The sequence below is a fragment of the Acinetobacter sp. V115_6 genome, from assembly GCF_031799025.1.
In the GTDB taxonomy this organism is placed as follows: Bacteria; Pseudomonadota; Gammaproteobacteria; order Pseudomonadales; family Moraxellaceae; genus Acinetobacter; species Acinetobacter pittii.
On record NZ_JAVQNO010000021.1, the window covers coordinates 1,740,384 to 1,762,056 of the forward strand.

At 38.4% G+C, this 21,673-nt stretch carries 20 protein-coding genes; 5 read left to right on the top strand and 15 right to left on the bottom strand.

What is annotated here, in order from left to right; all coding sequences use genetic code 11:
- Nucleotide 1 precedes the first annotated feature (1 nt).
- The 5 genes from RMA94_RS16625 to RMA94_RS16645 form a co-directional block, all read right to left on the bottom strand.
- Nucleotides 2-1,264 (bottom strand): FAD-dependent oxidoreductase, encoded by a 1,263-nt coding sequence (locus tag RMA94_RS16625; protein WP_311083791.1) that lies wholly within the window; start codon nt 1,262-1,264, stop codon nt 2-4.
- Nucleotides 1,261-2,232 carry an acyl-CoA desaturase gene (locus RMA94_RS16630; RefSeq protein WP_311083792.1) on the bottom strand — a complete coding sequence of 324 codons (972 nt, stop codon included), beginning with the start codon at nt 2,230-2,232 and terminating at the stop codon, nt 1,261-1,263. The genes RMA94_RS16625 and RMA94_RS16630 overlap by 4 nt, the downstream gene beginning before the upstream one ends.
- Nucleotides 2,233-2,351: 119 nt before the next feature.
- Nucleotides 2,352-2,915, bottom strand: a complete 564-nt coding sequence (locus RMA94_RS16635) for a lipocalin family protein (protein ID WP_000770558.1) — start codon at nt 2,913-2,915, stop codon at nt 2,352-2,354.
- A 96-nt stretch (nt 2,916-3,011) separates the two neighbouring features.
- Nucleotides 3,012-4,415 (bottom strand): heavy metal sensor histidine kinase, encoded by a 1,404-nt coding sequence (locus RMA94_RS16640; protein WP_311083793.1) that lies wholly within the window; start codon nt 4,413-4,415, stop codon nt 3,012-3,014.
- The gene (locus tag RMA94_RS16645; RefSeq protein ID WP_311083794.1) at nt 4,412-5,083 is read right to left on the bottom strand and encodes a heavy metal response regulator transcription factor; all 672 of its coding nucleotides are present in this window, start codon (nt 5,081-5,083) and stop codon (nt 4,412-4,414) included. The genes RMA94_RS16640 and RMA94_RS16645 overlap by 4 nt, the downstream gene beginning before the upstream one ends.
- A gap of 125 nt (nt 5,084-5,208) precedes the next feature.
- On the opposite strand from RMA94_RS16645, the gene RMA94_RS16650 reads away from it, so the two are divergent.
- Together RMA94_RS16650 and uraH are read left to right on the top strand one after the other, a co-directional pair.
- Nucleotides 5,209-5,676, top strand: a complete 468-nt coding sequence (locus RMA94_RS16650; RefSeq protein ID WP_311084044.1) for a heme-binding protein — start codon at nt 5,209-5,211, stop codon at nt 5,674-5,676.
- A gap of 10 nt (nt 5,677-5,686) precedes the next feature.
- Complete coding sequence (uraH, locus tag RMA94_RS16655; protein WP_000167346.1) at nt 5,687-6,088, top strand: hydroxyisourate hydrolase; 402 nt, start codon at nt 5,687-5,689, stop codon at nt 6,086-6,088.
- 60 nt (nt 6,089-6,148) lie between these two features.
- Here the strand turns inward: uraH and RMA94_RS16660 are convergent, their stop codons facing one another.
- From RMA94_RS16660 to RMA94_RS16675, 4 genes are read right to left on the bottom strand one after another with little or no spacing between them, the layout of a single operon-like run.
- Entirely contained in the window at nt 6,149-6,856 is a 708-nt protein-coding gene (locus RMA94_RS16660; protein ID WP_311083795.1) for a PqiC family protein, read from the bottom strand.
- Nucleotides 6,846-8,513 carry an MlaD family protein gene (locus RMA94_RS16665; protein ID WP_311079243.1) on the bottom strand — a complete coding sequence of 556 codons (1,668 nt, stop codon included), beginning with the start codon at nt 8,511-8,513 and terminating at the stop codon, nt 6,846-6,848. Before RMA94_RS16665 ends, RMA94_RS16660 begins: the two co-directional genes overlap by 11 nt.
- Nucleotides 8,514-8,520: 7 nt before the next feature.
- Nucleotides 8,521-9,330 (bottom strand): paraquat-inducible protein A, encoded by an 810-nt coding sequence (locus tag RMA94_RS16670; protein ID WP_017398558.1) that lies wholly within the window; start codon nt 9,328-9,330, stop codon nt 8,521-8,523.
- Nucleotides 9,327-9,935 carry a paraquat-inducible protein A gene (locus tag RMA94_RS16675; protein ID WP_002116639.1) on the bottom strand — a complete coding sequence of 203 codons (609 nt, stop codon included), beginning with the start codon at nt 9,933-9,935 and terminating at the stop codon, nt 9,327-9,329. The genes RMA94_RS16670 and RMA94_RS16675 overlap by 4 nt, the downstream gene beginning before the upstream one ends.
- A 1,003-nt stretch (nt 9,936-10,938) precedes the next feature.
- Here RMA94_RS16675 and aspT point away from each other — a divergent pair.
- Nucleotides 10,939-12,624 (top strand): aspartate-alanine antiporter, encoded by a 1,686-nt coding sequence (aspT, locus tag RMA94_RS16680; protein ID WP_017398559.1) that lies wholly within the window; start codon nt 10,939-10,941, stop codon nt 12,622-12,624.
- 56 nt (nt 12,625-12,680) lie between these two features.
- Entirely contained in the window at nt 12,681-14,279 is a 1,599-nt protein-coding gene (locus tag RMA94_RS16685; protein WP_005073522.1) for a bifunctional aspartate transaminase/aspartate 4-decarboxylase, read from the top strand.
- A 91-nt stretch (nt 14,280-14,370) separates the two neighbouring features.
- Here the strand turns inward: RMA94_RS16685 and RMA94_RS16690 are convergent, their stop codons facing one another.
- The gene (locus RMA94_RS16690; RefSeq protein ID WP_262447788.1) at nt 14,371-14,925 is read right to left on the bottom strand and encodes a TetR/AcrR family transcriptional regulator; all 555 of its coding nucleotides are present in this window, start codon (nt 14,923-14,925) and stop codon (nt 14,371-14,373) included.
- Between the two features lie 951 nt (nt 14,926-15,876).
- Here RMA94_RS16690 and RMA94_RS16695 point away from each other — a divergent pair.
- Nucleotides 15,877-16,110 carry a hypothetical protein gene (locus RMA94_RS16695; protein ID WP_016806139.1) on the top strand — a complete coding sequence of 78 codons (234 nt, stop codon included), beginning with the start codon at nt 15,877-15,879 and terminating at the stop codon, nt 16,108-16,110.
- Nucleotides 16,111-16,198: 88 nt separating this feature from the next.
- Here RMA94_RS16695 and csuE read toward each other — a convergent pair whose 3' ends face one another.
- From csuE to RMA94_RS16720, 5 genes are read right to left on the bottom strand one after another with little or no spacing between them, the layout of a single operon-like run.
- Nucleotides 16,199-17,218 (bottom strand): Csu fimbrial tip adhesin CsuE, encoded by a 1,020-nt coding sequence (gene csuE / locus RMA94_RS16700; RefSeq protein ID WP_017480799.1) that lies wholly within the window; start codon nt 17,216-17,218, stop codon nt 16,199-16,201.
- A complete protein-coding gene (csuD, locus tag RMA94_RS16705; protein ID WP_311083796.1) occupies nt 17,215-19,713 on the bottom strand; it encodes a Csu fimbrial usher CsuD in 2,499 nt (832 codons plus the stop codon). The genes csuE and csuD overlap by 4 nt, the downstream gene beginning before the upstream one ends.
- Nucleotides 19,710-20,543 carry a Csu fimbrial biogenesis chaperone CsuC gene (gene csuC, locus RMA94_RS16710; protein WP_311083797.1) on the bottom strand — a complete coding sequence of 278 codons (834 nt, stop codon included), beginning with the start codon at nt 20,541-20,543 and terminating at the stop codon, nt 19,710-19,712. Before csuC ends, csuD begins: the two co-directional genes overlap by 4 nt.
- A complete protein-coding gene (locus tag RMA94_RS16715) occupies nt 20,537-21,055 on the bottom strand; it encodes a spore coat U domain-containing protein (RefSeq protein WP_311083798.1) in 519 nt (172 codons plus the stop codon). Before RMA94_RS16715 ends, csuC begins: the two co-directional genes overlap by 7 nt.
- A 4-nt stretch (nt 21,056-21,059) precedes the next feature.
- Complete coding sequence (locus RMA94_RS16720; RefSeq protein WP_311083799.1) at nt 21,060-21,608, bottom strand: spore coat protein U domain-containing protein; 549 nt, start codon at nt 21,606-21,608, stop codon at nt 21,060-21,062.
- Nucleotides 21,609-21,673 lie beyond the last annotated feature (65 nt).

Genomic DNA, 21,673 nt, shown 5'->3' on the forward strand with positions numbered 1-21,673 from the left:
CTTATAACGCTAAGAGTTGCTCAACAACTCGTGCTGCACTGCGAGCACCGTCTTCATGAAAGCCCCAGCCCCAATATGCTCCACAAAATGAAGTACGATTTTGCCCATTAATTTCGTGCCAACGAGATTGAGCTTGAATCGCTTTTGCATCAAATACAGGATGCCGGTATTGCCGCTCAAGCAAGATGTCTTCGGCTTTGATTTTCATATTCGGATTTAAAGTAGAAAAAATTTGTGTAGTGCAGGATAAATTCTGCAAATTGTTCATCCAGTAGGTAAAACCATAATGTATATCGGACTCATCGTTTTGAACTTGAGAAGTTGGTGTTACATGTACATGCCAGCTTGCCCACTGCAAACGACTTTTAGGCATAATTGAAAGATCACGATGGACGACCATTCGATTATCTTGATAACCAAATTGACTTAATATTTCTTGTTCAAGCTCTGACGCATCTTTAATTAAACTTAGGCTATCGTCAGCGTGGCTCGCAAAAATCACCCAGTCATATTGCGATTGCCCTTCAACGGTTTCAATCAACACAGTTTCTGGTGAACGACTCACAGCTTTTACTTCTGCAAATTTCCACTCAATAGATCGGCATTTCTTTTGAATAGCACGAATATAGCTTGCCGAACCGTGTTTAACTGTTTGCCATTGTGGGCGGTCTTTTAACTGCAACATGCGGTGATGTTGAAAGAAGCTCACCACAAATCGATATGGAATTTGGCCTACCTGCTCAACGGGTGCCGACCATAAGGCACCGCACATCGGGTAAAGATGTTCACAACGGAACTCATGACTATATTTGTGAAGGTCCAAATACTCTTCAATCGATAAATTAGGATCGATATCCACCACATCTATATCTTTATTGTCATCATAAAAACGCAGCAAATCTGAGAGCATTTGCAGAAATTTTCGGTTTAAAAAGTTCTGCGGACGGGCAAAGAGCGACCATTTTTTTGAAGGGTTATATTGAAGTCCACTGACCAGATTATTCACCGAAAAACTCATATCGCTGCTTTGAGTTTCTACGCCTAATTTTTTAAGCATGTCAGTAAATAACGGATAGTTATAGTCGTTAAACACAATAAAACCACTATCTACCGCGACCTTAGTGCCTTCTATCTCTAGCTCGTGAGTGTCAGTATGACCGCCAAAATAGTTATTTTTTTCATACACAGTGACTTGGTGTTGTTCCGACAATCTCCAAGCTGCGTAAAGTCCAGATATACCCGAACCAATAATGGCAATTTTCATAACACTTCACCGTTTTCAATTTTTTCTATCGATAAATTTTTAATCTTTTTGTATTGATAAACCTTGTCTGGTACTGGCTTTAGCCCCCACACCAAACCAAATAAAGACATCAGTTTGAGCACATAAAAAGTGATATCAATCTGCCACCAATAAAAACCTTGTCGCACACTGCCTGCGTAAAAGTGATGGTTGTTGTGCCATCCTTCACCCAAGGTAATTAAAGAAAGTAGGAAGTTATTACGGCTATCATCTGGGGTGTTAAACTCACGTGAGCCATAACGATGAGCGAGTGAATTAATACACAAGGTGGCATGTGTTAATAGAACAGTGGAAATCACAAATCCCCACACTAAAAGCTGTAAACCATTCGTGCCCAACTCAGGGAAATGTTGTGCAAGCCACGAACCTAAACCATAAATTGCTAAGGCCGTCAAAATCACAATAGGCAAACTAAATCGATCTAGCCAAATTAGCTCTGGATATTTCAACCAGTCTTTAATGACTTTTTTTCGAGTAGCAAAATTTTGCTCATTTAAAAACCAGCCTACATGCGAATACCAAAAGCCTGCTTTCGCTGAATGCGGGTCCTGATCGGTGTCGGTAAAGTGATGGTGATAACGGTGATGTGCTGCCCACCATAACGGCCCGCGCTGCGCACTCATGGTTCCGATCAGTATAAAAATGAATTGAACAATACGTGAGGTTTGAAAAGTTTTATGCGAAAGATAGCGGTGAAAAAAAGCGGTAATTGCAAACATGCGAAGAAAATAAAACCCCAGCATGAAGAACACAGCGAACCAAGATATGCCCACCCAAAACGCTGCTAAACAAGCGATATGTAATAAAATAAAAGGAATAATTCTTAACCATTGAATTTTCTTTTCAATGACATATTCGCTAGAAGCACCCACTTGCGCATTTTCTGAATCTGACCAGCTATCGATCCAGCGCAGAAAAAATTTAGACATTGATTCTTCCTGATCTAAAGCATTTCTTTTGGTTCTAATTTAGAAAATGCGCAATGAATTTTATGTGAAGTTCACTCGGTTACGAGATCAATATAAGCATCTACGCAACCAGCATTTCACTATTTAGACTGTGTTGTTTTAACGAGTTTAGAAACGTCGTAGCCATAGCTTTTTGCAGTTTGCAGATAAGATTGATATGTCGCCTCATCAAGTTGAGGGCTACGAGAAAGAATCCATAAATATTTATGGCTTGGGCCACCCACTAAAGCGACCTGATAATTTGGGTCAACTCTTAAAACCCAGTAATCGCCTTTTGTAAAAGGAATCCATCTAAGACCAGAAGGTAAAAAGCTCACCTTCAATTTACTGTTACCTTCATTTTGCGGATAGGCAACTCCTTCAGATGAGATCATTTCACCTTTTTTAGTCGTACAGCTATTTAAAACACCAACGGTTTTGTCCGCGTTAATAGAATAGTTTGCAGTTGTATTGGCTACACAATTACGCTGAAAAAACATCGGTAAATGCGCAATTTCATACCACTTACCTGCGTATTTATTAATATCGATAGAATCAACAGCGACAGGTTTAGTATTGGTGTCTGCAAAGGTGCTCAAAGGAAGCATTAAACTGACCGCTGCAAGGCTACTGCTGATGACCAGTGATTTAAATAATAGTTTCATGATTGCCCTCTTCTGTTTATTTCATACGTTTAAACATACGTCAGAGGGCTGTGAACAAAGTGTGAATTTTAAAAATTAAGCAACATTAATAAGGATTTAGTTGTATTTCTTTAGAGCATCTGCAACTGGAAAATCAAGCTCAAAGCACACCCCCTCGACGGTGTTATAAACTCGATAGCGGCCATGATGTAGATCCATAATTGAAGCAACAATCGACAAACCTAATCCACCTGTTTGATTCTCATCACTTCGACTTGAGTGGCATTGGTAAAATCTTTCAAAAAGATGCTCAAGTTGATGATCTGCAATTGAAACACCTCCCGTTACGACAGTCAGACTCACCCATTGCTTATGCTCAATCATCTTATGTTTTGTTGCGATATAAATAGTTCGCTTGTCGCTACCGTGAACCAACGCATTTAAAATCAGGTTATAAACAGCTCTTTGAAAAAGCTCAGGATCTGCAAATAACGTTTGAGCTTCTAAGTTAAAACTAAAATGACAGTCTTGTTCCTCGGCCTGATATTCAAAAATCTGGCATAGCCTATCCATAACATCTTGGAGGTTTATTTCTTGTTTATTTACAAGCACCATTTTCTGATCGGCTCTTGCCAAGAAAAGCATGCTATCAATCATGCGTTTTAATCTGTGGTAATCGTCTAAATGAGAAACCAGTAAATCTTCATATTGTTCAACCGAACGTTCGCCAGTTAAGGCAATCTCGGTTTGCCCAATCAGATTATTTAAAGGTGTGCGGAACTCATGTGCGATATCTTCAGAAAAACGGTTGAGCTGCGTATAGCCCTTTTCAATACGCTCAAGCATGTGGTTTATATCTTTTGAAAGCAGATCAACTTCTAAAGGTGAATTTGGGAGGTTTAACCGTTTCTGTAGCTGATTTACGTTAATAGAATGAGTTTGCTTGCGAAGCTGTTGTAGCGACTTTAAACCTAAATGACACACTAAAATGCAAAGCACAAAGATCGCAAACACGCCCCCGACCACATACATCAAGAGACTTTCTTGAAAAGGTAAAAGAATATTAATGCGTTCCGACCATTGTTTACCTGCAATGAGCAGATAAGGTTCGTTATTAATTTTTATGGATTTCCAAGCAATGCGCGTTGGATAGGGGTTGTTAGATAAATCTTGAAATTGAAGACTGTCGCGCTGTGCAAGTTCAGGTAGTTGAATGTGAAGCGGATTGATATTAATTAAAGTTTTGTCTTTATGAATAAGCAGAAATAAGTTGTCTTGATTGCCAAGCATGTTTTGATACAGCTTAGGCCGCGCAATAATTTGCTCTACATTTTCGCTATCTTGTAGCAAAATTTCCAAACGGTTAATTCTGTCTGCTAAAGCTTTATCTTGTTGCTTTAATAAAATCTGGTTAATACCCAAATAGGTCATAAAGCCGACTGAACATAAAATTAAGGCAGAACAGAGCGTGACCAGTAATGTAATACGGACTTCAAGAGAACGCACAAATTTAAAGTTCATAAGCTAACCGAAATTTTATAGCCCAAGCCACGTATGGTATGAATAAGTTTTAATTCATATCCCTCATCAATTTTGCTTCGTAAACGGCGTACAGCGACATCAATAAAGTTTGTATCAGTGTCAAAGTTAATATTCCAAACTTCGGAACCAATTTGTCTGCGCGTCACAATTTGCTCTTTGTTGAGCAACAAATAACGCAACAAATTAAATTCGGTTTTACTCAGCTCAATTAAGTTGCCACTACGCCATACTTTATGACCAACCATATCCATTTTTAGATCACTAATAGACAACTCATTTTCTTGCAGATATTGCTGTCGTCTTAACAGACTTTTAATGCGTGCCAATAGTTCAATATAGGAAAAAGGTTTAGCCAAGTAATCATCTGCACCCAACTCTAACCCTTTCACTCTATCCATCACCTGATCTTTTGCCGTTAAAAAAATCACCGGAATTTTTGAAAACTGACGTAGGACCTGTAATACGCCCCAGCCGTCTATGTCCGGCAACATGACATCAAGAATAAGCAAGTCATATTGATCTCTCTTTAGCATTTCCAAACCTTGCAGCCCTAAGTGAACACATTCCGCTTGATATGCAGACTCTTTTAATCCTTTGACCAAATAAGTGGCGATCTTGATCTCGTCTTCAATAATAAGGATACGCATTTTGTAGAGACTCATTTGAAAGATGACAACTTTGTAATGTGATTGTCATGCTTGAAATTAAGCAATTTGTTTAAGATTTTCAAAGCGACATAGAGGCAATCATCATGAAAAAATTGAACTGGCTGATGTTAGCAGCCGTGCTATTCGGTAATAGTACTTTTGCACAGCCCCCTGCTTTGAATCAAGTTTATTCGTTAGATCTTCAAACTGCCCACCTGCTAGCCGACAGTGCAAAAGAGGCATGCAAAAAATTAAATCAAAATATTGCGGTTGTTGTTGTAGATCGCGGTGGTAATCCATTAACTGCCGAACGGCATGAGTTGGTGGGCCCGCATAACTTAATGGCTGCCGAGAAAAAAGCCTATACCGCGTTATCGACCAAAACATCGACCTTAGTTTTAAGCCAAAACAGTAACCAAAACCCCGATGCAAAAAATTTAACCACGGTAGCAAATTTACTTTTGTTAGGCGGTGGCGTACCTATTCGTTTTGAGAACCAAGTGATCGGAGCCATTGGGGTTGCAGGTGCTGGCGGCGCACAAAATGACAATCAATGCGCAAGCAAAGCCATTGAAACCGTTTTTCGTTCATAAGGAGTTCATCATGACTAAATCATTTATTGCTTTATCTTCATTATTTATAGCTTCAGCTACATTTGCACAAACTAATCCACTAAGTGTGCATGTGTTAAACCTAGAGACGGGTTTGCCCTCTTCTCAGGTTGAAGTGGTTTTAGAAAAAAATACCAATAACCAGTGGGTTAAACTCAATCAGCAAGTGACCGATTCAAATGGTCGTATTACTGCGCTCTATCCAGAAAATAAAAAACTAGAGCAAGGTATTTATAAAGTTACTTTTAAAACAGAAGACTGGTTTAAAAAGAACAAACAACAAACTTTTTTTGCCGAAGTTCCTGTAATTTTTAAAGTCGATGGAAGCGTAAATCACTACCATATTCCGTTACTACTTAGCCCTTACGGTTATTCAACCTATAGAGGCAACTAAAATAAAAAACCCCTTTATCTGTTGTGCACAAGTAAAGGGGTTGATTAAAAACGATGCGTTTTACGAACAAACACCATTGCTAATAACCGATTTTTTGTTTGAATCTAGCGCCACAATTGAAGAAGAAACCGTATTAATAATTTGAGTCATTGCCTCACTTGAAGCATTCACAATCGCATCCATCTTTTTAGTTTTTTGATCAATCGGCTGCTTGAAAGCAATTCGACAATTGAGCTGAGATCCTGCATTCGTGATGACTTTTGCATTATTTGATTCTAATTGACTAGGCGGTATTTGACGCTTCACCACCCAAGACACTGCAATATTAATATAGCTTTTATCTACAATATCAAAATGAGAAAAGTCTGTAGAAACTCGATATAAAGGCTGATTATTTCCAGCAAGCCCACTGCTATAACTGTCAATTGCCCCTAATTTTTGCTGTAAACCCGCCGACAAGGTATCGCGTAATTGCGTACCCATGGTCGATGTCCAGCGTTCATTGTTTAACACCGTAGACTTACCACTACTGTCTTGGAGTACCAAAGGTGCACGGTCCAATCGGTCTGGAATCCCGACGGGTAATACCTCAATCACCTGCACAGTTGATTTTGTAGCCGCAGTAATTTTAGGGGACATCGTATAATAATTTGGCGTTGGCGAACTCGAACATGCCGTCATGGCAACAGCCGTTAAAAACAGGCCGCTCCCAAGCAGCCATTTGGCTGCTTTAGGATGTTGAAAAGATAGAATGTTTTTATTTTTCATCATCGGTCTCTGGTGTTTTACCACGAATAATTGATTCAGGATGTTGTTCAATATAGTCTGCCATTAACTGTAATGAAGCTGCTGCACGTGTCATTTGCTGTAATGCTTTACGTACGTCTTGTTGTAACGGCGCATCACTCGACAAAATAGACTCTGACGATCTTACAGTTTTACGAACATCGTCTAAGGTTGCTTGTAAACCAGGTGCAACTTTTCCATCTAACTGTTTAACCAGTTTGTCGGTAGACTCAATGGCTGTGTTCATATTGTTGAGCGTTTTACGTACATCTTGCCCAATCTCAACTAACGGGAATTTGGTTAACTTGTCAGCAATCTGAGAAACTTGTGCTTGTAAGCCACTCAGTTCGGTTGGTGTAGTTGGAACCACCACACGGTCATCACTCAAAATTTGTAATGTGGCTGGCTTAGCTTTAGGGAACTTATCTAGGGCAATATAGTTTTGGCCCGTGAGAAGGTTGCCTGTTCTCATTTGAGCACGCCATCCATGTTCAACAAAATCTTTGAAAATATTGCTGTTTGGATTGAGTGCCTGTCCATTCTCAACGCGTGACGGATAGATGACCGCCTCAACACGCATACGAATCTGCTTATAGTTGTTATAAAACTCTGCATTAATCGATTTAACATTACCAATTTCAATGCCCATGAAATCAATTGGTGCGCCAACAGACAGTCCACGTAATGAATGATCAAAGTACATGATCACACCACGAGGTTGCCCATCCGGTTCTTTTAATGCCTCAGTTTTCGAATCCCACAGATTAAAGCGACTATGATTTGCCGCTGTGGTAGCACGCGAACTTTCAGGGATTCCAAAAGCAATACCGCCCGCGACAATACTTGCCAGCGACTGAGTATCTAAACTAAATCCTGAAGCATTCAGGCTCACATCAATACCACTCGCCTGCCAAAAACGTGCATCGGTGGTGACAAACTTGTCATACGGTGCACGGATAAAAGTTTGCAGCTCTACAGTTTTACCATCATCAGATAACTTATAGGCTGTAATTTGCCCCACATTAATTCGACGATAATAAATTGGGGAACCGACATCTAAAGACCCCAAATCATCTGCATTTAAGAAAAATTCTTTGCCCGGCACATCGGAAGTAATCACTGGCGGTATTTCTAAGCCAGTAAATTCAAGCTTTTTCTCTTCCGACTTGCCACCATCCACTTCAATATATGAACCTGACAATAATGTATCTATTCCTGAAACCCCACTCGTCCCAATCCGTGGTCGCACAACCCAAAACCGTGAATCTTTTGCGGCAAAGTTACTGGCATCTTTACGCAAATCGATTCTGGCAATCACATGTGAACGGTCCTCTGAAAGATCAATCTGGCGTACTACGCCAATATCCACCTGTTTATAACGGACCGTTGTTTTACCTGCGACCAATCCCTCAGCCGTCCTAAAAGATACGTCAATGGTCGGGCCGTGAGACAAGAGCGCTTTTATCGCTAATGAAAGCGCAATTAAAAGAGCAATCAATGGAATGAGCCAAATTAAAAGAGGCTTCCACCGACTTTTCTTTTCTTGGGGTTCTGGCAAATCATTCATGCTATCCAGTTCAACATCCGGATCACGACGATCTGAGTTACCAGGGGTTATTTCATTTTCAGACATACTCATTGTTCTTTTATTGACTGGGATTAATGGAATCATTATTCAACGGCGGGTGTTCTGCCTGAATAATCTTGTTTTTGTTTGAGGCAAAAGAAGAAGGCTTATTTGTATTTTGAGATGCGTAGAAGTTATCCCAAATAAGTCGTGGGTCAAAACTTAACGATGCAAACATGGTTAACACCACAACCGCACCAAAAGCGATCGAACCCGGCCCTGCTAAAATGGTAGCAAGCGATTGGATCTGAATGAGTGCTGTTAAGAGTGCCACCACAAATACGTCAATCATTGACCAACGTCCAATAAACTCGACAACTCGATATAATTTAACGCATTGCTCAGGTAAAAACTTCCAAGCTGACGATTGTTGAAGATATACCGCCACCAATAAAAAATACAAAATTAGTAGCTTCAACATGGGAATAAAAATACTGGCCATGAAAATGACCACTGAAACCAGATAGTCTCCACTTTGCCAAAAGTAAATGACCCCACTCATGATGGTATCTTGCTGGCTACCCAACAGTGAGTCAGTCACCGTCATTGGAAGCACATTGGCTGGAATATAGAGAATAGTCGCAGCCACCACTAAAGCAAAAGTTCGATTCAAACTCGCTGGTTTACGTGAATGCAGCACGCTATTACAACGAATACAACGTAAAACTTGATAGCTTTTATCTCGTCGTTTTTTTCCATTTTGAGCAGAATTTACGACGCCACAGCAATGACACACAATTAATGAGAGATCTTTGGCTCTTGGGTATTGCTTAAGCATTGATCCTTGCTGCAAGCTTTGTGTTTGGGTCACATTTTTTATCGTTTTCATGGCAGTGACCTATCAATTTCGTTCCATATATCACTCACCTTTATGGAAGTAATATAGACCAACAATACACTCAAGATCGCAAATGCCCATAACGCAATTTCGGGAATCACCAACACCATTCCTATTAACTTCACAAGCGTGACCAAGATTCCGATTAAGAAGACCTCAACCATTCCCCACACTCTCATAAAATAAAGTGTACGTAAGGCAAATACTAAAAATGTGGGTCTTTTCTTCAATACGCTTACTGTGCCCAACACATAGGAGAGTAATAACAGATAGGAAAGTGGCACAATAAAAGTGGTGATTAAAATAAGAATGCCAACAAAAGCCCGATCATAATGAAACATTACCCAGACCGCACCCAGTAAGGTAGTTTCAGAGATGTTGCCCTGCAATTCAATTTTTACAATAGGAAAGCTATTGGCAATAATAAATACAATTAATGCCGTTAAGATTAAAGCCAACAGTGTCGAAAAAGGTTTGGTGTGCCGATAGAGTTCAGCACCGCAGCATAAGCAATAAGCTCTTTTTCCATAAGCAAGTGGGGTTCTACGATAGACAGTATCGCATTCCTCACAACCTGCTAATTCTTTAAGCTTCATAGTTATACTCTGAGATTTATATTTTTAACTGTGTCACACAAAACTCTTTTTATTACTAAGGTAAATTAAAATATAAATCAATCGAAAAACTATCCAAGTCATCATAAATTTTGAGATGAAAATTACCGTGTACTGTTCAATATATTATTGAAACTGCTGAATAATCTGTACAAATTATGTGGTCAAATTAAAATAGAACCTAAAAGTCAAAGGCTTAAGCTGAGATAACACAGTTTTATGACCAAAATATCTTAGATCGGCATGCGACAGCACGAAACCATCAAAAATTTAGCATTTCTGAACAGTACGGCATGTGAGTGATTGGAAAAACAGTACAAAAGAATAGCGTGTTGGTTATAGAGGCGGGCAGAGATTTACTTAAAAATATGAGCACTCATAGAGTACTCTCAAGTTTCTAAATCTTTAACCCTCTCTTTTTAATATGATAATTTTAATTAGAATATAAAACCAAAACATTAATCACTTTTATATTCAAATATACATTCTATTCAAGAACGGCAATTTCAAATCTTATATTTTTCTTTAAAATAAATGTAATTATGAAGATTAATTTAAATATATTAAAAATTAATTTATGCGACACAATTATCAAAAAACTAATTTTAAGCAGATTGTTTTTTAATTTATATAAAAATTAAGACCAGCCTAACAATTAAAAATTAATCACTTAAATATCAATAAACTAAAAATTTGTTTTCAAAATTAGATATAAGCAATACGCTTTAATTTCATAAAATATTCTTTATATTATTGTAAATAAATTTTATCTCTGATTAAAAAATTAATAGTTGATTTAAACACTCAGAATTACCACCAGACCTTAGTTCACACGTATTTTAAGCACATTATTTTTTATAATTAAACTTAAGAAAACCACTAAACCTGAAGGTTTGCTTAAGTAATTTTCATACTGTATTTTAAAAATGAAAAATAAATAAATTTATATATTAAAGATAGAGCTAATAATAAAAGTGAGATCAAAATGATTGAATGGTTACAAGGTGTTTTAAAGCACAGCCCCGAAATATTATTGTTCTTATCACTCGCAATCGGCTTCTGGATTGGACAATTCCAATTTGGAAAATTTCAATTTGGTGGAGTCGCAGGCTCCTTACTCGTCGCAGTTGTTTTAAGCCTTATTGGCGTACCTGTCGATAACGGCGTTAAAGCAATTTTATTTGCTCTCTTCATTTACGCAGTAGGCTTTGAAAGTGGCCCTCAGTTTTTTAAATCACTGGGTCCACAGTCCATAAAAGAAATTCTTTTAGCAGTATTCATGGCAGTGTGTGGTTTAGTCACTGTTTTAGTGATGGCTAAAATTTTTCATCTCGATAAAGGTTTGGCTGCGGGTCTCGCTGCGGGCGGCATGACTCAATCAGCGATTATTGGGACTGCGGGAGATGCAATTTCTAGACTCGATCTCCCACTCGCAGAAATTCAAAGACTTCAAGCAAATGTCGCGATTGGCTATGCGGTCACTTATATTTTCGGTTCCTTGGGAGCAATTATTGTCTGTGTGAATATCTTGCCTAAATTTATGGGTAAAGAAATTCACGACGATGCTTTAAAAGCTCAAAGTGAACGACTGAAAGGTGCTTTTGAATTAGCCCCAGGCCAAGAACTGGCAATGCCCGAAATTGTTGGCCGTATTTATAAAGTTAAACAAGCCAATGGGCAAACTATTGCGGAAATTGAAGCAAAAGAGCCGAGTATTACGATTGAACGGTTAAAACGTAAAGATCAGTTTATTGATGTCGCTCCCGAGCTAACTTTACAAACAGACGATGTCATTTTACTGGTTGGTCGCCGTGCGAATGTAGTTTCAGTTGCCGAGCAAATCGGTAGCGAATTACAGTCATCGCAAGGTATGGAAATGATTATGGATACCAGCGATGTCATCCTAAGAAATTCCAAATATCTCAACCGCACCTTAGGAGACATTAAGGCCAATACGCCTGCGTATTTAAAGCACGGTATTTATGTACTTGCAATTAAGCGTAACGATGAGACACAACCTTTAAGTGACGATACTGTTTTACGACAAGGTGATGTAGTCACAGTATACGGAACAAAAAGCGACCTCGAGCGCTTGGTGAAAGAAGCAGGTAAAGCCCTACCTGAAAGTTTAAAAACGGACTGGATTTTCCATGGTGCAGGCCTTGTGGTTGGCTTAGTGATTGGTCTTTTTGTGATTCGTTTAGGTGATGTGCCATTAACTCTTGGTGCCGGTGGCGGTGCTTTACTATCAGGTCTTCTGTTTGGTTGGATTCGAAGCAGAAATCAAGTGCATGGCAATATGCCTTTAGCAGCTTCACAGCTTCTTAAAGATTTGGGTCTTGCAGGCTTCGTTGCTGCCGTCGGCTTACAATCAGGTTTACAAGCTATTCAAACCATTAAAGAAAGTGGTCTTTCACTCTTTATGATTGGAGTTGTGGTAACACTGGTTCCTCTCCTACTTTCCATGCTCTTTGCTCGTTATGTTCTGCGTTATGACAACGTTGCAGTAATGGCAGGTGCACTATCTGGTTCACGCAGTGCAAACCCTGCATTTGGTGCAATTTTAGACAAAGCAGGAAACTCGATTCCGACCGTTCCATTTGCAATTACCTATGCCCTAGCAAATGTGTTCTTAACCTTGCTCGGACCACTGATTGTAGGCTTGGCCTGATTTTATACATTGAATTAGAAATTTTATTCATCTCACTATAATTAAGGAGACGTCCCATGGGGAAAGTCGATTATTCTAAATACGCAAAACTTAGCCCATTTGAACTTAAAGATAATTTAATAGAATTAGCTCAAAGCAGAACTGACCGAATGATGTTAAATGCTGGGCGTGGTAATCCGAACTTTCTTGCGACTATCCCACGTAGAGCATTCTTTCAACTGGGTTTGTTTTCTGCGACCGAATCCGAATTTTCATTTTCCTATATGCCAGAAGGTTTAGGCGGCTTCCCGCGCCCCGTTGGACTCCAGTCACGTTTTGATAATTTCATTTTGGAAAACCGTGACAAACCCGGTGTGGTCTTTTTAGGTAAAGCCGTGTCTTATGTACGTGACCAGTTAGGCTTAGATCCAGATCTTTTTTTACTTGAAATGGTTGAAGGGATTTTAGGGTGTAACTATCCAGTTCCAGACCGAATGCTCCGAGTGAGTGAAACCATTATTAAAGAGTACGTCTTACGAGAAATGGGCGTACAAGGCATGCAAAAAAGAGACTTAGATTTGTTTGCCGTTGAAGGCGGAACAGCCGCAATGGCCTATATTTTTAACTCTTTAAAAGAAAATAAAATTATAAAAAATGGTGACCGTATTGCCATTGGTAGCCCTATTTTCACGCCATATCTTGAGATTCCAAAACTCAATGACTACCAACTTGAAGAAGTATTAATTGCGGCAGACCCTAAACTCGATTGGCAATATCCAGAATCGGAGCTTAGAAAGTTAGAAGATCCGTCTATTAAAGCATTCTTTTTAGTCAACCCAAGTAACCCGCCATCGGTAAAAATGAGCGATGAAGGACTTGCAATTTTGGCTGATATCGTCAAAAAACGCCCTGATCTGATCATTTTGACCGATGACGTTTACGGTACGTTTGCCGATAACTTCAAATCACTTTTTGCGATCTGTCCTGACAATACGATTCTGGTTTATTCGTTCTCTAAATACTTTGGTGCGACAGGCTGGCGACTTGGTGTCATTGCACTTTCAAATAACAACGTGCTTGATAAACAAATTGCGAACTTATCGAAAAAAGAGAAGAAAGAGCTTGAAGAGCGCTATTCATCTTTAACTACCGACCCAGCAAGCATTAAATTTATTGACCGCTTAGTTGCCGATAGCCGAAATGTTGCTTTGAACCATACCGCTGGTCTGTCTACCCCGCAGCAAGTTCAAATGGTTTTATTTGCCTTGTTTAATATGATGGACTCACGCCAGAGCTATAAAAAAGCAGTTAAATCTGTTGTTCGTGAACGCGACGCAGCACTTTATAGACAGCTTGGTGTCGAGGTTCCAACAGATCCAAATGCTGTGGACTACTACACCCTAGTCAACCTTGAAAATACATCACGTACTCTCTATGGAGATGAGTTTGCCGATTGGGTCATGAAAAATAAAAATCCGACCGAGCTATTGTTTAGAGTTGCCGATGAAACAGGTGTAGTTTTATTACCGGGTTCTGGCTTCGGTGTGCAGCACCCTTCTGCCCGTGCATCTTTAGCTAACCTGAATGAATATCAATATGCTGCAATTGGTGACTCTTTAAGACGCTTTGCAGATGAAGCTTATGCAGAGTATTTAAAAACTAAAAAAGGCAAATAAGCACCTATATAAAGTGAGGCTCTAGCAGCCTCACTTTTTCCTTTCTGTTCTTTAATTTACTATTTCAATTTTTGAATGTAAAAGGTTCAATTTAAGCATTTACCTTTAAAAAGTAATCTAGCAACTGATCAAGTTCTTCATTTTGGCTTGAACCGAAAAGTCCAAAAATTGCACCATCAATCATAAATACAAAAATATCAGACTCTTCATATGTGGCTCTTTTTTTAGATTCTCGCAGAACCCAGAAAATTTCATTTTTAAGCCATCGCCTATAGCGAATCGCGGTTTGATATGCATTTGGATAAAGCTGTTTAATTTCAAAAAGCGCTTTAAACAGCAGGTAATACGCCCCCTTTAAGTCAGCATGTAAAAGGTAAATTTGTCTAAGCTTAAGAGCCAAATCTGGATATTGACGAGACTCACTCACCGCTCTCACTTTTTCTTTTAAGTGTTCTTTTTGAACCAACAAACACATTTCAATTAATCTTTCTTTTGAGTGAAAGTAGTTGTAAAAAGTGGCTTTAGAAATTTTAGTTTCACTAACAATTCGGTCCACCCCGACCTTGTTGAAGCCGTATTGTTTAAATAAGTCTGCTGCTGTGTTAAGCGCTCGCGTCGCTCTAAATGAAACTTCTAAATTTTTCATGTTTACTGCTTAAAATAATTTTTTGTTGTATATAAAAGAGATAGAAATGCCGTCACTCTTAAAATGAGTGTTAAATACAGGCATGCGAAAGCTGCACAATAATGGTGTGCTAACCTATCTCTGGTTTATTGTTGCTATGTTTTAGTCGTAACGATTCTTAAGGTGTAGAAACCTAAAGTCGGTTAAATCGTTTTAAAGACTGTTTAAGCGGTATGAGTCGAGAGAATTTGGCAAAGGCCAATAAAGAAAAAGAATTAGTACGCATAGCGGACTCCTTTTGATTTAGAAGAGTCTTACCAATTACTGCTAAATAATGGTGGCAAGACTAGAAGGGTTAGCAGACTGGTACAAAAGGAAACCAGCACACCCGAAGGTGTCCCTCCTAGCCTCACCATAAAGGCGTGACTTAAGAGAACGCACAAAAACCAAAACAGCATTGTTGTGCGCCTTTTGTAGACGGTCTGCTAAAACCGACTGGCAATGTAGGCCAGCAGGCAAAGGATAATCGGCAAGGTTTAGAGTGTCAATGTAAGGTTGAATAGAAAATAGTTAAATAATTATTGTTTTTCATTCAATTAGATATTGAATCTTAATAATAACCAAGTTCAACTTTAAAGAAGCTAAACATTTAAACTAAAACCATATTTACAAACAAAAAAGCCAACTCTTTCGAATTAGCCCTAATTACCTCACGACCACGTCTGTGAAAATTGCTTTTGATTTTATTGTTCGCAACAATCTTCATCATTTTTGTTATGAGTCTAAATTAGCCTTTCTTTATGACAATCCGATTAAAAAAACACCGCAATCTGGCTTAAAACATACTTGATACATAAAAGATAATTTTTAGAGAACTGCATCACAATTTAAAGAGGTATGTATTATAAACACATACACAGCGCAAGGTTTAAATCTATTATGCTTGAGTTATCTAATTGTTAAGTATGTATGATGGAACAGCAAACTTTATTACAAGAACTGAACTCACTCATTGAATACTACTCAAAAAGAACCGATTGCCCGCCTACTCGTATACGCATCGGCTACAGGGCTTATGCAAAATTGATGCAGTGCCCGCCTTTTGCAGATGAAGTGATGAACTCAGCCCTAGATCCCAATAAGCGAAAATATAAAAAGTTAAAAATTAAAATTACAAAAGATGATAATCAGTTGGAACTGGAATAAGTTTTATAAAATTTGAAAATCTAATAATTTATTCAAAGATAAAAGCCCATGAACTGAGCCTTTATCTTTTATAAAAAGCAAATAGTCTTTAAAACTCGACTTGTACCGTGACCGTGTCTTGGTAAGTTCCCGCTGGTACTGTATCTGCGTTTTCATCAACAATTTTTGTGGTAAACACATAATTCTGCTGAGTTACTCCATTATGTACGCCTGGGTTAATCGTTGCATTTAAACTCGACCAACGCTCGTTACCGCTTCCCCATCGATCATTCGATGAGTTCTTGAAAATATCGTATTTTAAATACGTATTTCCCGTTTGCGACTTCATAGCTCGTTGGTCGCCATTTTGCGGGGAAAGTCCATTGTTTAAACTGACATAATACGGCGTATTCACAGAACATCGTATTCCCATAGATGACTGAACAGGTTCAAGCTTGGACGCAAACGCTGCTGTACCAAAGTTTACGTCTTGAGCTAAAATTCGACAGTCCGGAAGTACAGTAATTGACAGTGAACCAAGCGAGTCTGTTCCAGTTCCCCAGTTAAAACCGATACCCAATACCCCGCGTTTAAATCCTGGGCTTTCAAAGAATATACCGATTCCGGCAATAGCAACCCCTGGTACCGAATAGAACCATTTTACTTTTAACGGTGAATCAGCCTGATAAACACCAGGTGATACGCTTTGCCCAGCCGGAAGGCGTATATAAAAAGGCAAATTACCATCTGGCCCGCTAAAAAGATTGACCAGTGTAAAGCTACTCATGTCTTTTTCTTGGCCTAAGCTAATGATTTCATTGTTACTATCTAAAATAACAGCATTGAGCTTTTCTCCGGTTTGAGCGTTGGTAAACGAATTCGACATTTGTTCAACTCGATATTTTAGATATGTCATGTTTGCTAAAGCCAGACTAAAACCCGTACATGACAAACCAGAATTAAACTGTGAAGAATTCTCACCGTTTTCCATTAGGTAAATAGACGGAACCGAAATAGTAGATGAACCGGAAGCACTCACACTACATGCAGCATGAGCCAAATTTCCAGCCAACATCAGTCCAGAAAACATACATAAATGGCTGAGTAATTTTTTTGTTTTTATTTTCATGGTAAAGATACCTCATGACACGTAACAGGCTTAACCACCACAATTTGTTGCTTGGCTTGTTCTACATCTACAGAAAAATCTGCCTTACATACGCTCTGATCTGAACGTTGAACAGTTACGGTATTGTTGGGTTTCAAGTTTTCTAAATAGACAATGCCATCCATTCCCACATAAGACGACTCTTGGTCAGCTCTATGCACGACTGAACCAACAGGTATCGGTTTGCCGTCTGCTTGAGTTAAATAAACGTTAGCAGAAATAGACTGATGAACTGGGAACTTAATCACAACACCCGAGCCGCGTTTAGCAGCAATACGTTGTTCAACTTGCGTGATTGTAAAGTTTGAAGGTAAATCGATTGGGTCGACGCTGTATTTACCCGAATAATAAGGCGTCACCGATGGCACAAAAATATGGCCTTTTTTATTACTACGACCAATTAAACTGTTTTCGTATCTAACCAAAACATCTGGTACTTGGTTGGTATCGACCAATGCAAAAGAATCGCCTAAACGGTTTGAAGCAAATATCTCACCCCCCATATAAATAAGTGAACCAGATAGACCAAACCAATAGTTATAGTCATGGTTTCCAGACATACCAAAGTCGGTATTGATATAACCATTGCGGTAATTGACACGTGCCTGATTTAAATCTTCACTATTTTCATTAAAGCGTCGGGTCAAGTCGACACCCACACCGCCCTCAGACGGCACAGAACGGTTGAAATTAACATAACCCGTATCGCCCTCTTTATTAAATGCATAACCCGAGTTCACAGTCGCGTTTCGTTGGAACAGTGGTATCGAAAGCTGAAATGCAGCACTCCACTCTTTTTCGATAAAGTCACGGTTGGCACTTAAGGAAACGGTCACACCATTCATATAAGTCGGTAAAACAGGTGCCCATGACAAGTTTAAGAAGCGGTTTTTAAAGTCATTCGCCTTAGTATTAATATAACCGACGCCAAATGTGCCTGAGTTTTTGGTCGCAAAGTAAGTATTGGCCGTTAAGCTTTTATTGCTATTGACCGAAATTAAATTGCTATATTGCAGCCGTGAAAGATCGGTATATTCATCATCGCGCTGGTTATGGTTAATACTAAAACCAAACCGATTACGGTTATAGCTGTACCCGACCGTATATTGATTACCCTCTAAATCTTTAGCTCGATCTTCAGACATAGACTTATCGGCCTTACTTTGGCTAAAAGAAGCACTCAGCACACCTAAGTTTGCAAGCTTGAGTACAGACCCTGCACCCAATAACTGTAAGTCTGAAGAAAGTTCTGTACGACCTTCTACGGTAAACCAGTCATTGACCCCATAACGGGCATCGGCTGCACTTGCAAATTTTCCATAAGAAAAGTTCTTAAGTCCGTAGTCTTCACGAATTTTCCCTAAAGACAATGAGTAATCAAATAAGCCGGGCTTGAGCAAAGTATTAGAAATATAAAATGGGACCGCTGTTGTAACCTGACGCCCGACTGCATCGGTCGTGACCACAACAGCTTCCCCTTTACCATTAATAAAAGGAACATTGTTTAAAATAAACGGCCCAGACTGTACCTCTGTTGAACTGGTCTTTTGACCATTAATAATTAAATCGACTGTACTTGGCAACGCGGCTTGCCCAATAAACTGTGGCAATGGATAGGTAATTAAATCGGGTCGAGTTGAATAATTTCTCTGTACCTGAAAACCACCTAGACGGACAGAGCTTCCCCAAGTCGTTTTACTACCGGTAATAATGTCACCTAGTACAAAAGATGTAGCGTTATTTTGGTTATCAAATTGCCAAGATGTGTCATAACGACGATAGCCATCATTGTCTAAAGACTCGGCGTTACCTTCATTTTTATATTGATTTTTGACATAGACACCAGAGTTTTTAATAACCCCTAACGGAGAGAAAAAACGCTGCTCAGTAAATAAACTACTGGTTGAACCACCTTGATAGGGTCTATAAGTATAAAAATCATAGTTATTGAGCAGCCCTATACCAGATTGAGCAACGACAGGCTTATACCATGAGTCTTTACCTAAAACTTGAGTCGGCATCCAAGCAGGTGGAAAGTTAAGCTTAAAATATTGGTTTGATGATTGATATTCATAGCTTACATCTTTCAACTTATCTAAAGATATCCAGTCACTTGCATCACCACTAAACCCCAAAGTTAAGATATCTTGATTGGTTAAAGCGGTCTCGTTGTTTGTCAGTAGCTCCTGAGGAATGTGAATTTCTAACTCATCGATCAGCTTGTTTTTTTGTATGAAGTACTCATCATTTTTAACAATGACAGGCACAACCTGCTGAACTGAATATTGGTTTACAACCAAGTCTAGATATAGCTTAAACAATTGATTAATTTCGTTAATATCTTTTGGTGGTGGAGGCAAATCGCCAGCAACAGCAACATTTGGAATATTTGAGCATCCACCCGACAACAAAATTAGCAAAATACTTTTGCATAAATTATTATGCCGAAGGATCATGTTGGATCCTCCATTTTTGTGATTTCGATCAACTCTTGTTTTATGCCAGAGCTATCAACACCATAAATTTTAGAAGTTTTTAACAATTCATTTGCAGTCGTCTTATCAATAGCAAACTTCACGGTACTATTCGATAACACATAGCCAAAAGCAGCTTTCCCTAAAGAAATATCATTGCCAGTTTTTGAAGTTTTAAGTGCCGAAAGACGAGCAAACTTCTGTCCATTATTTTTTAAATATAGCTCAGACTGGCCTTTGTCATTGTTGCGGACGGACCACTGTAAAACGGGTTTGGCTAAAGGATTTTTTGCATTCGCTTTTTGGCTCTCTTCAGTTAAACCACTACCAATACCTTTTCCATAGGCAAATAACGGAATTGAGTAACGCATTTGGAAACTCACTTTAGAAGCGTCTTGCTCGTTTCCATCGGAAAGGCGAATCGGTAACTCATCTACAATCAACCGATATGACTGTTCTTTGCCATCTGGCAAATTGGCGCTTTTGGTTAAACGAAGCATATGCTTCTCACCTGCTTTAATTTTAGCTACAGGCGGGCTTGGTATAATTTCGGATTGCTCATTATAGTTATCTTTTAAGCCATCTTGATTCCATTTAAACACCCGAATTTGCACCATCGCATCGGTCTTGCCGGTATTTTGAAGCCAAACCGCTGTTGCTTTTTCATTGGCTTCAATTTTTGGATAAATAGGCCAAATTAAAAAAGTTGCTTGCGCCATCACAGGTGTAACAAGTGATAATGTACTTGCAAATAAAAAAGATTTTAAAATGCCATTTTTAATAAATGCAGAATTGTTCATACAAATCACCATGTAATCATTATTGAAACAGTATCTTTATAAATTCCAGCAGTATGTGGTTCATTATTATTTTCTAAATCAACGACACCATATATTTCAAAACTTGCCAGACGGTTTGTAGGCGTTGTCGCAGGTAATAAATATTTATTACCGACAATATATTCAGTAGACAAACTGCTAGAGTTATATAACTTATAAGGCAAATAATTCGAAGATGAACCATTTTTCATACGTCTTATATTATTCTGTAGATTTTCACCACCATCTATAGAAATACTAACAGGCAAGCTTTCAGTACAACGAATATTCCAAGATTCTTTGCTATTTATAATATTAGAAACGACTTTATCTCTTGATAAAGCTGAATATTGACCAAAATCCATTTTCTGTTCGATATTATCTATTGAGCATCCATTTTCAATTTTAGCCTGAACTTTAAAACTAGAATTTAATTGAGGATCTACCGCATATACAAATGGACTTACAGATAGCAATAATATTGCTTTAAAATAAAAATATTTCATTTTCTTAAAACTCAATTGTAATTGGCACTATATCTTTATACTCACCCTTAGATATACGACCACCATCGTGTATGGCTTGACCAAAAATATCGATATTCTTTTTAGTATTCATATCATTAAGAATAAAAGCATCATTCGCTCTAATCACTTGTTTATCTAAACCATAGAGCAAGTTATAAGCAACAAAATCTCTACCATTACTTAATGCATGATAATAATTTTGTGAAAAAGAAACAGGAACTTTACTATCATTATTTCCAGAACCAAATATTATTTTTACAGAATAAATACCAGCACACTGTATCTGTAAACCAGAGTTTCCATTATTTATCAAACTTGCGTCAATTACCCCATTAAAACCAGTTGAGGTTTCACCAAAATCAACAGTTCCGAAATTTAAATTTGTCGCATTATTTTCAACAACTTTATTATTAATAGAACAAGAAGGTAATAATTCAATTTGATTTGTTAACTTAGCTCCAATTTCACCAGCATTTAATGAAGAAATTAAAAAATAAGAAATTATAAATATAGAACCGCGATTAAATATCATCTCCCCTCCATTTAAAACAGGTTCACTCGCTTTTAAGTAAACCTGCCACTCAATTAATTATTTCT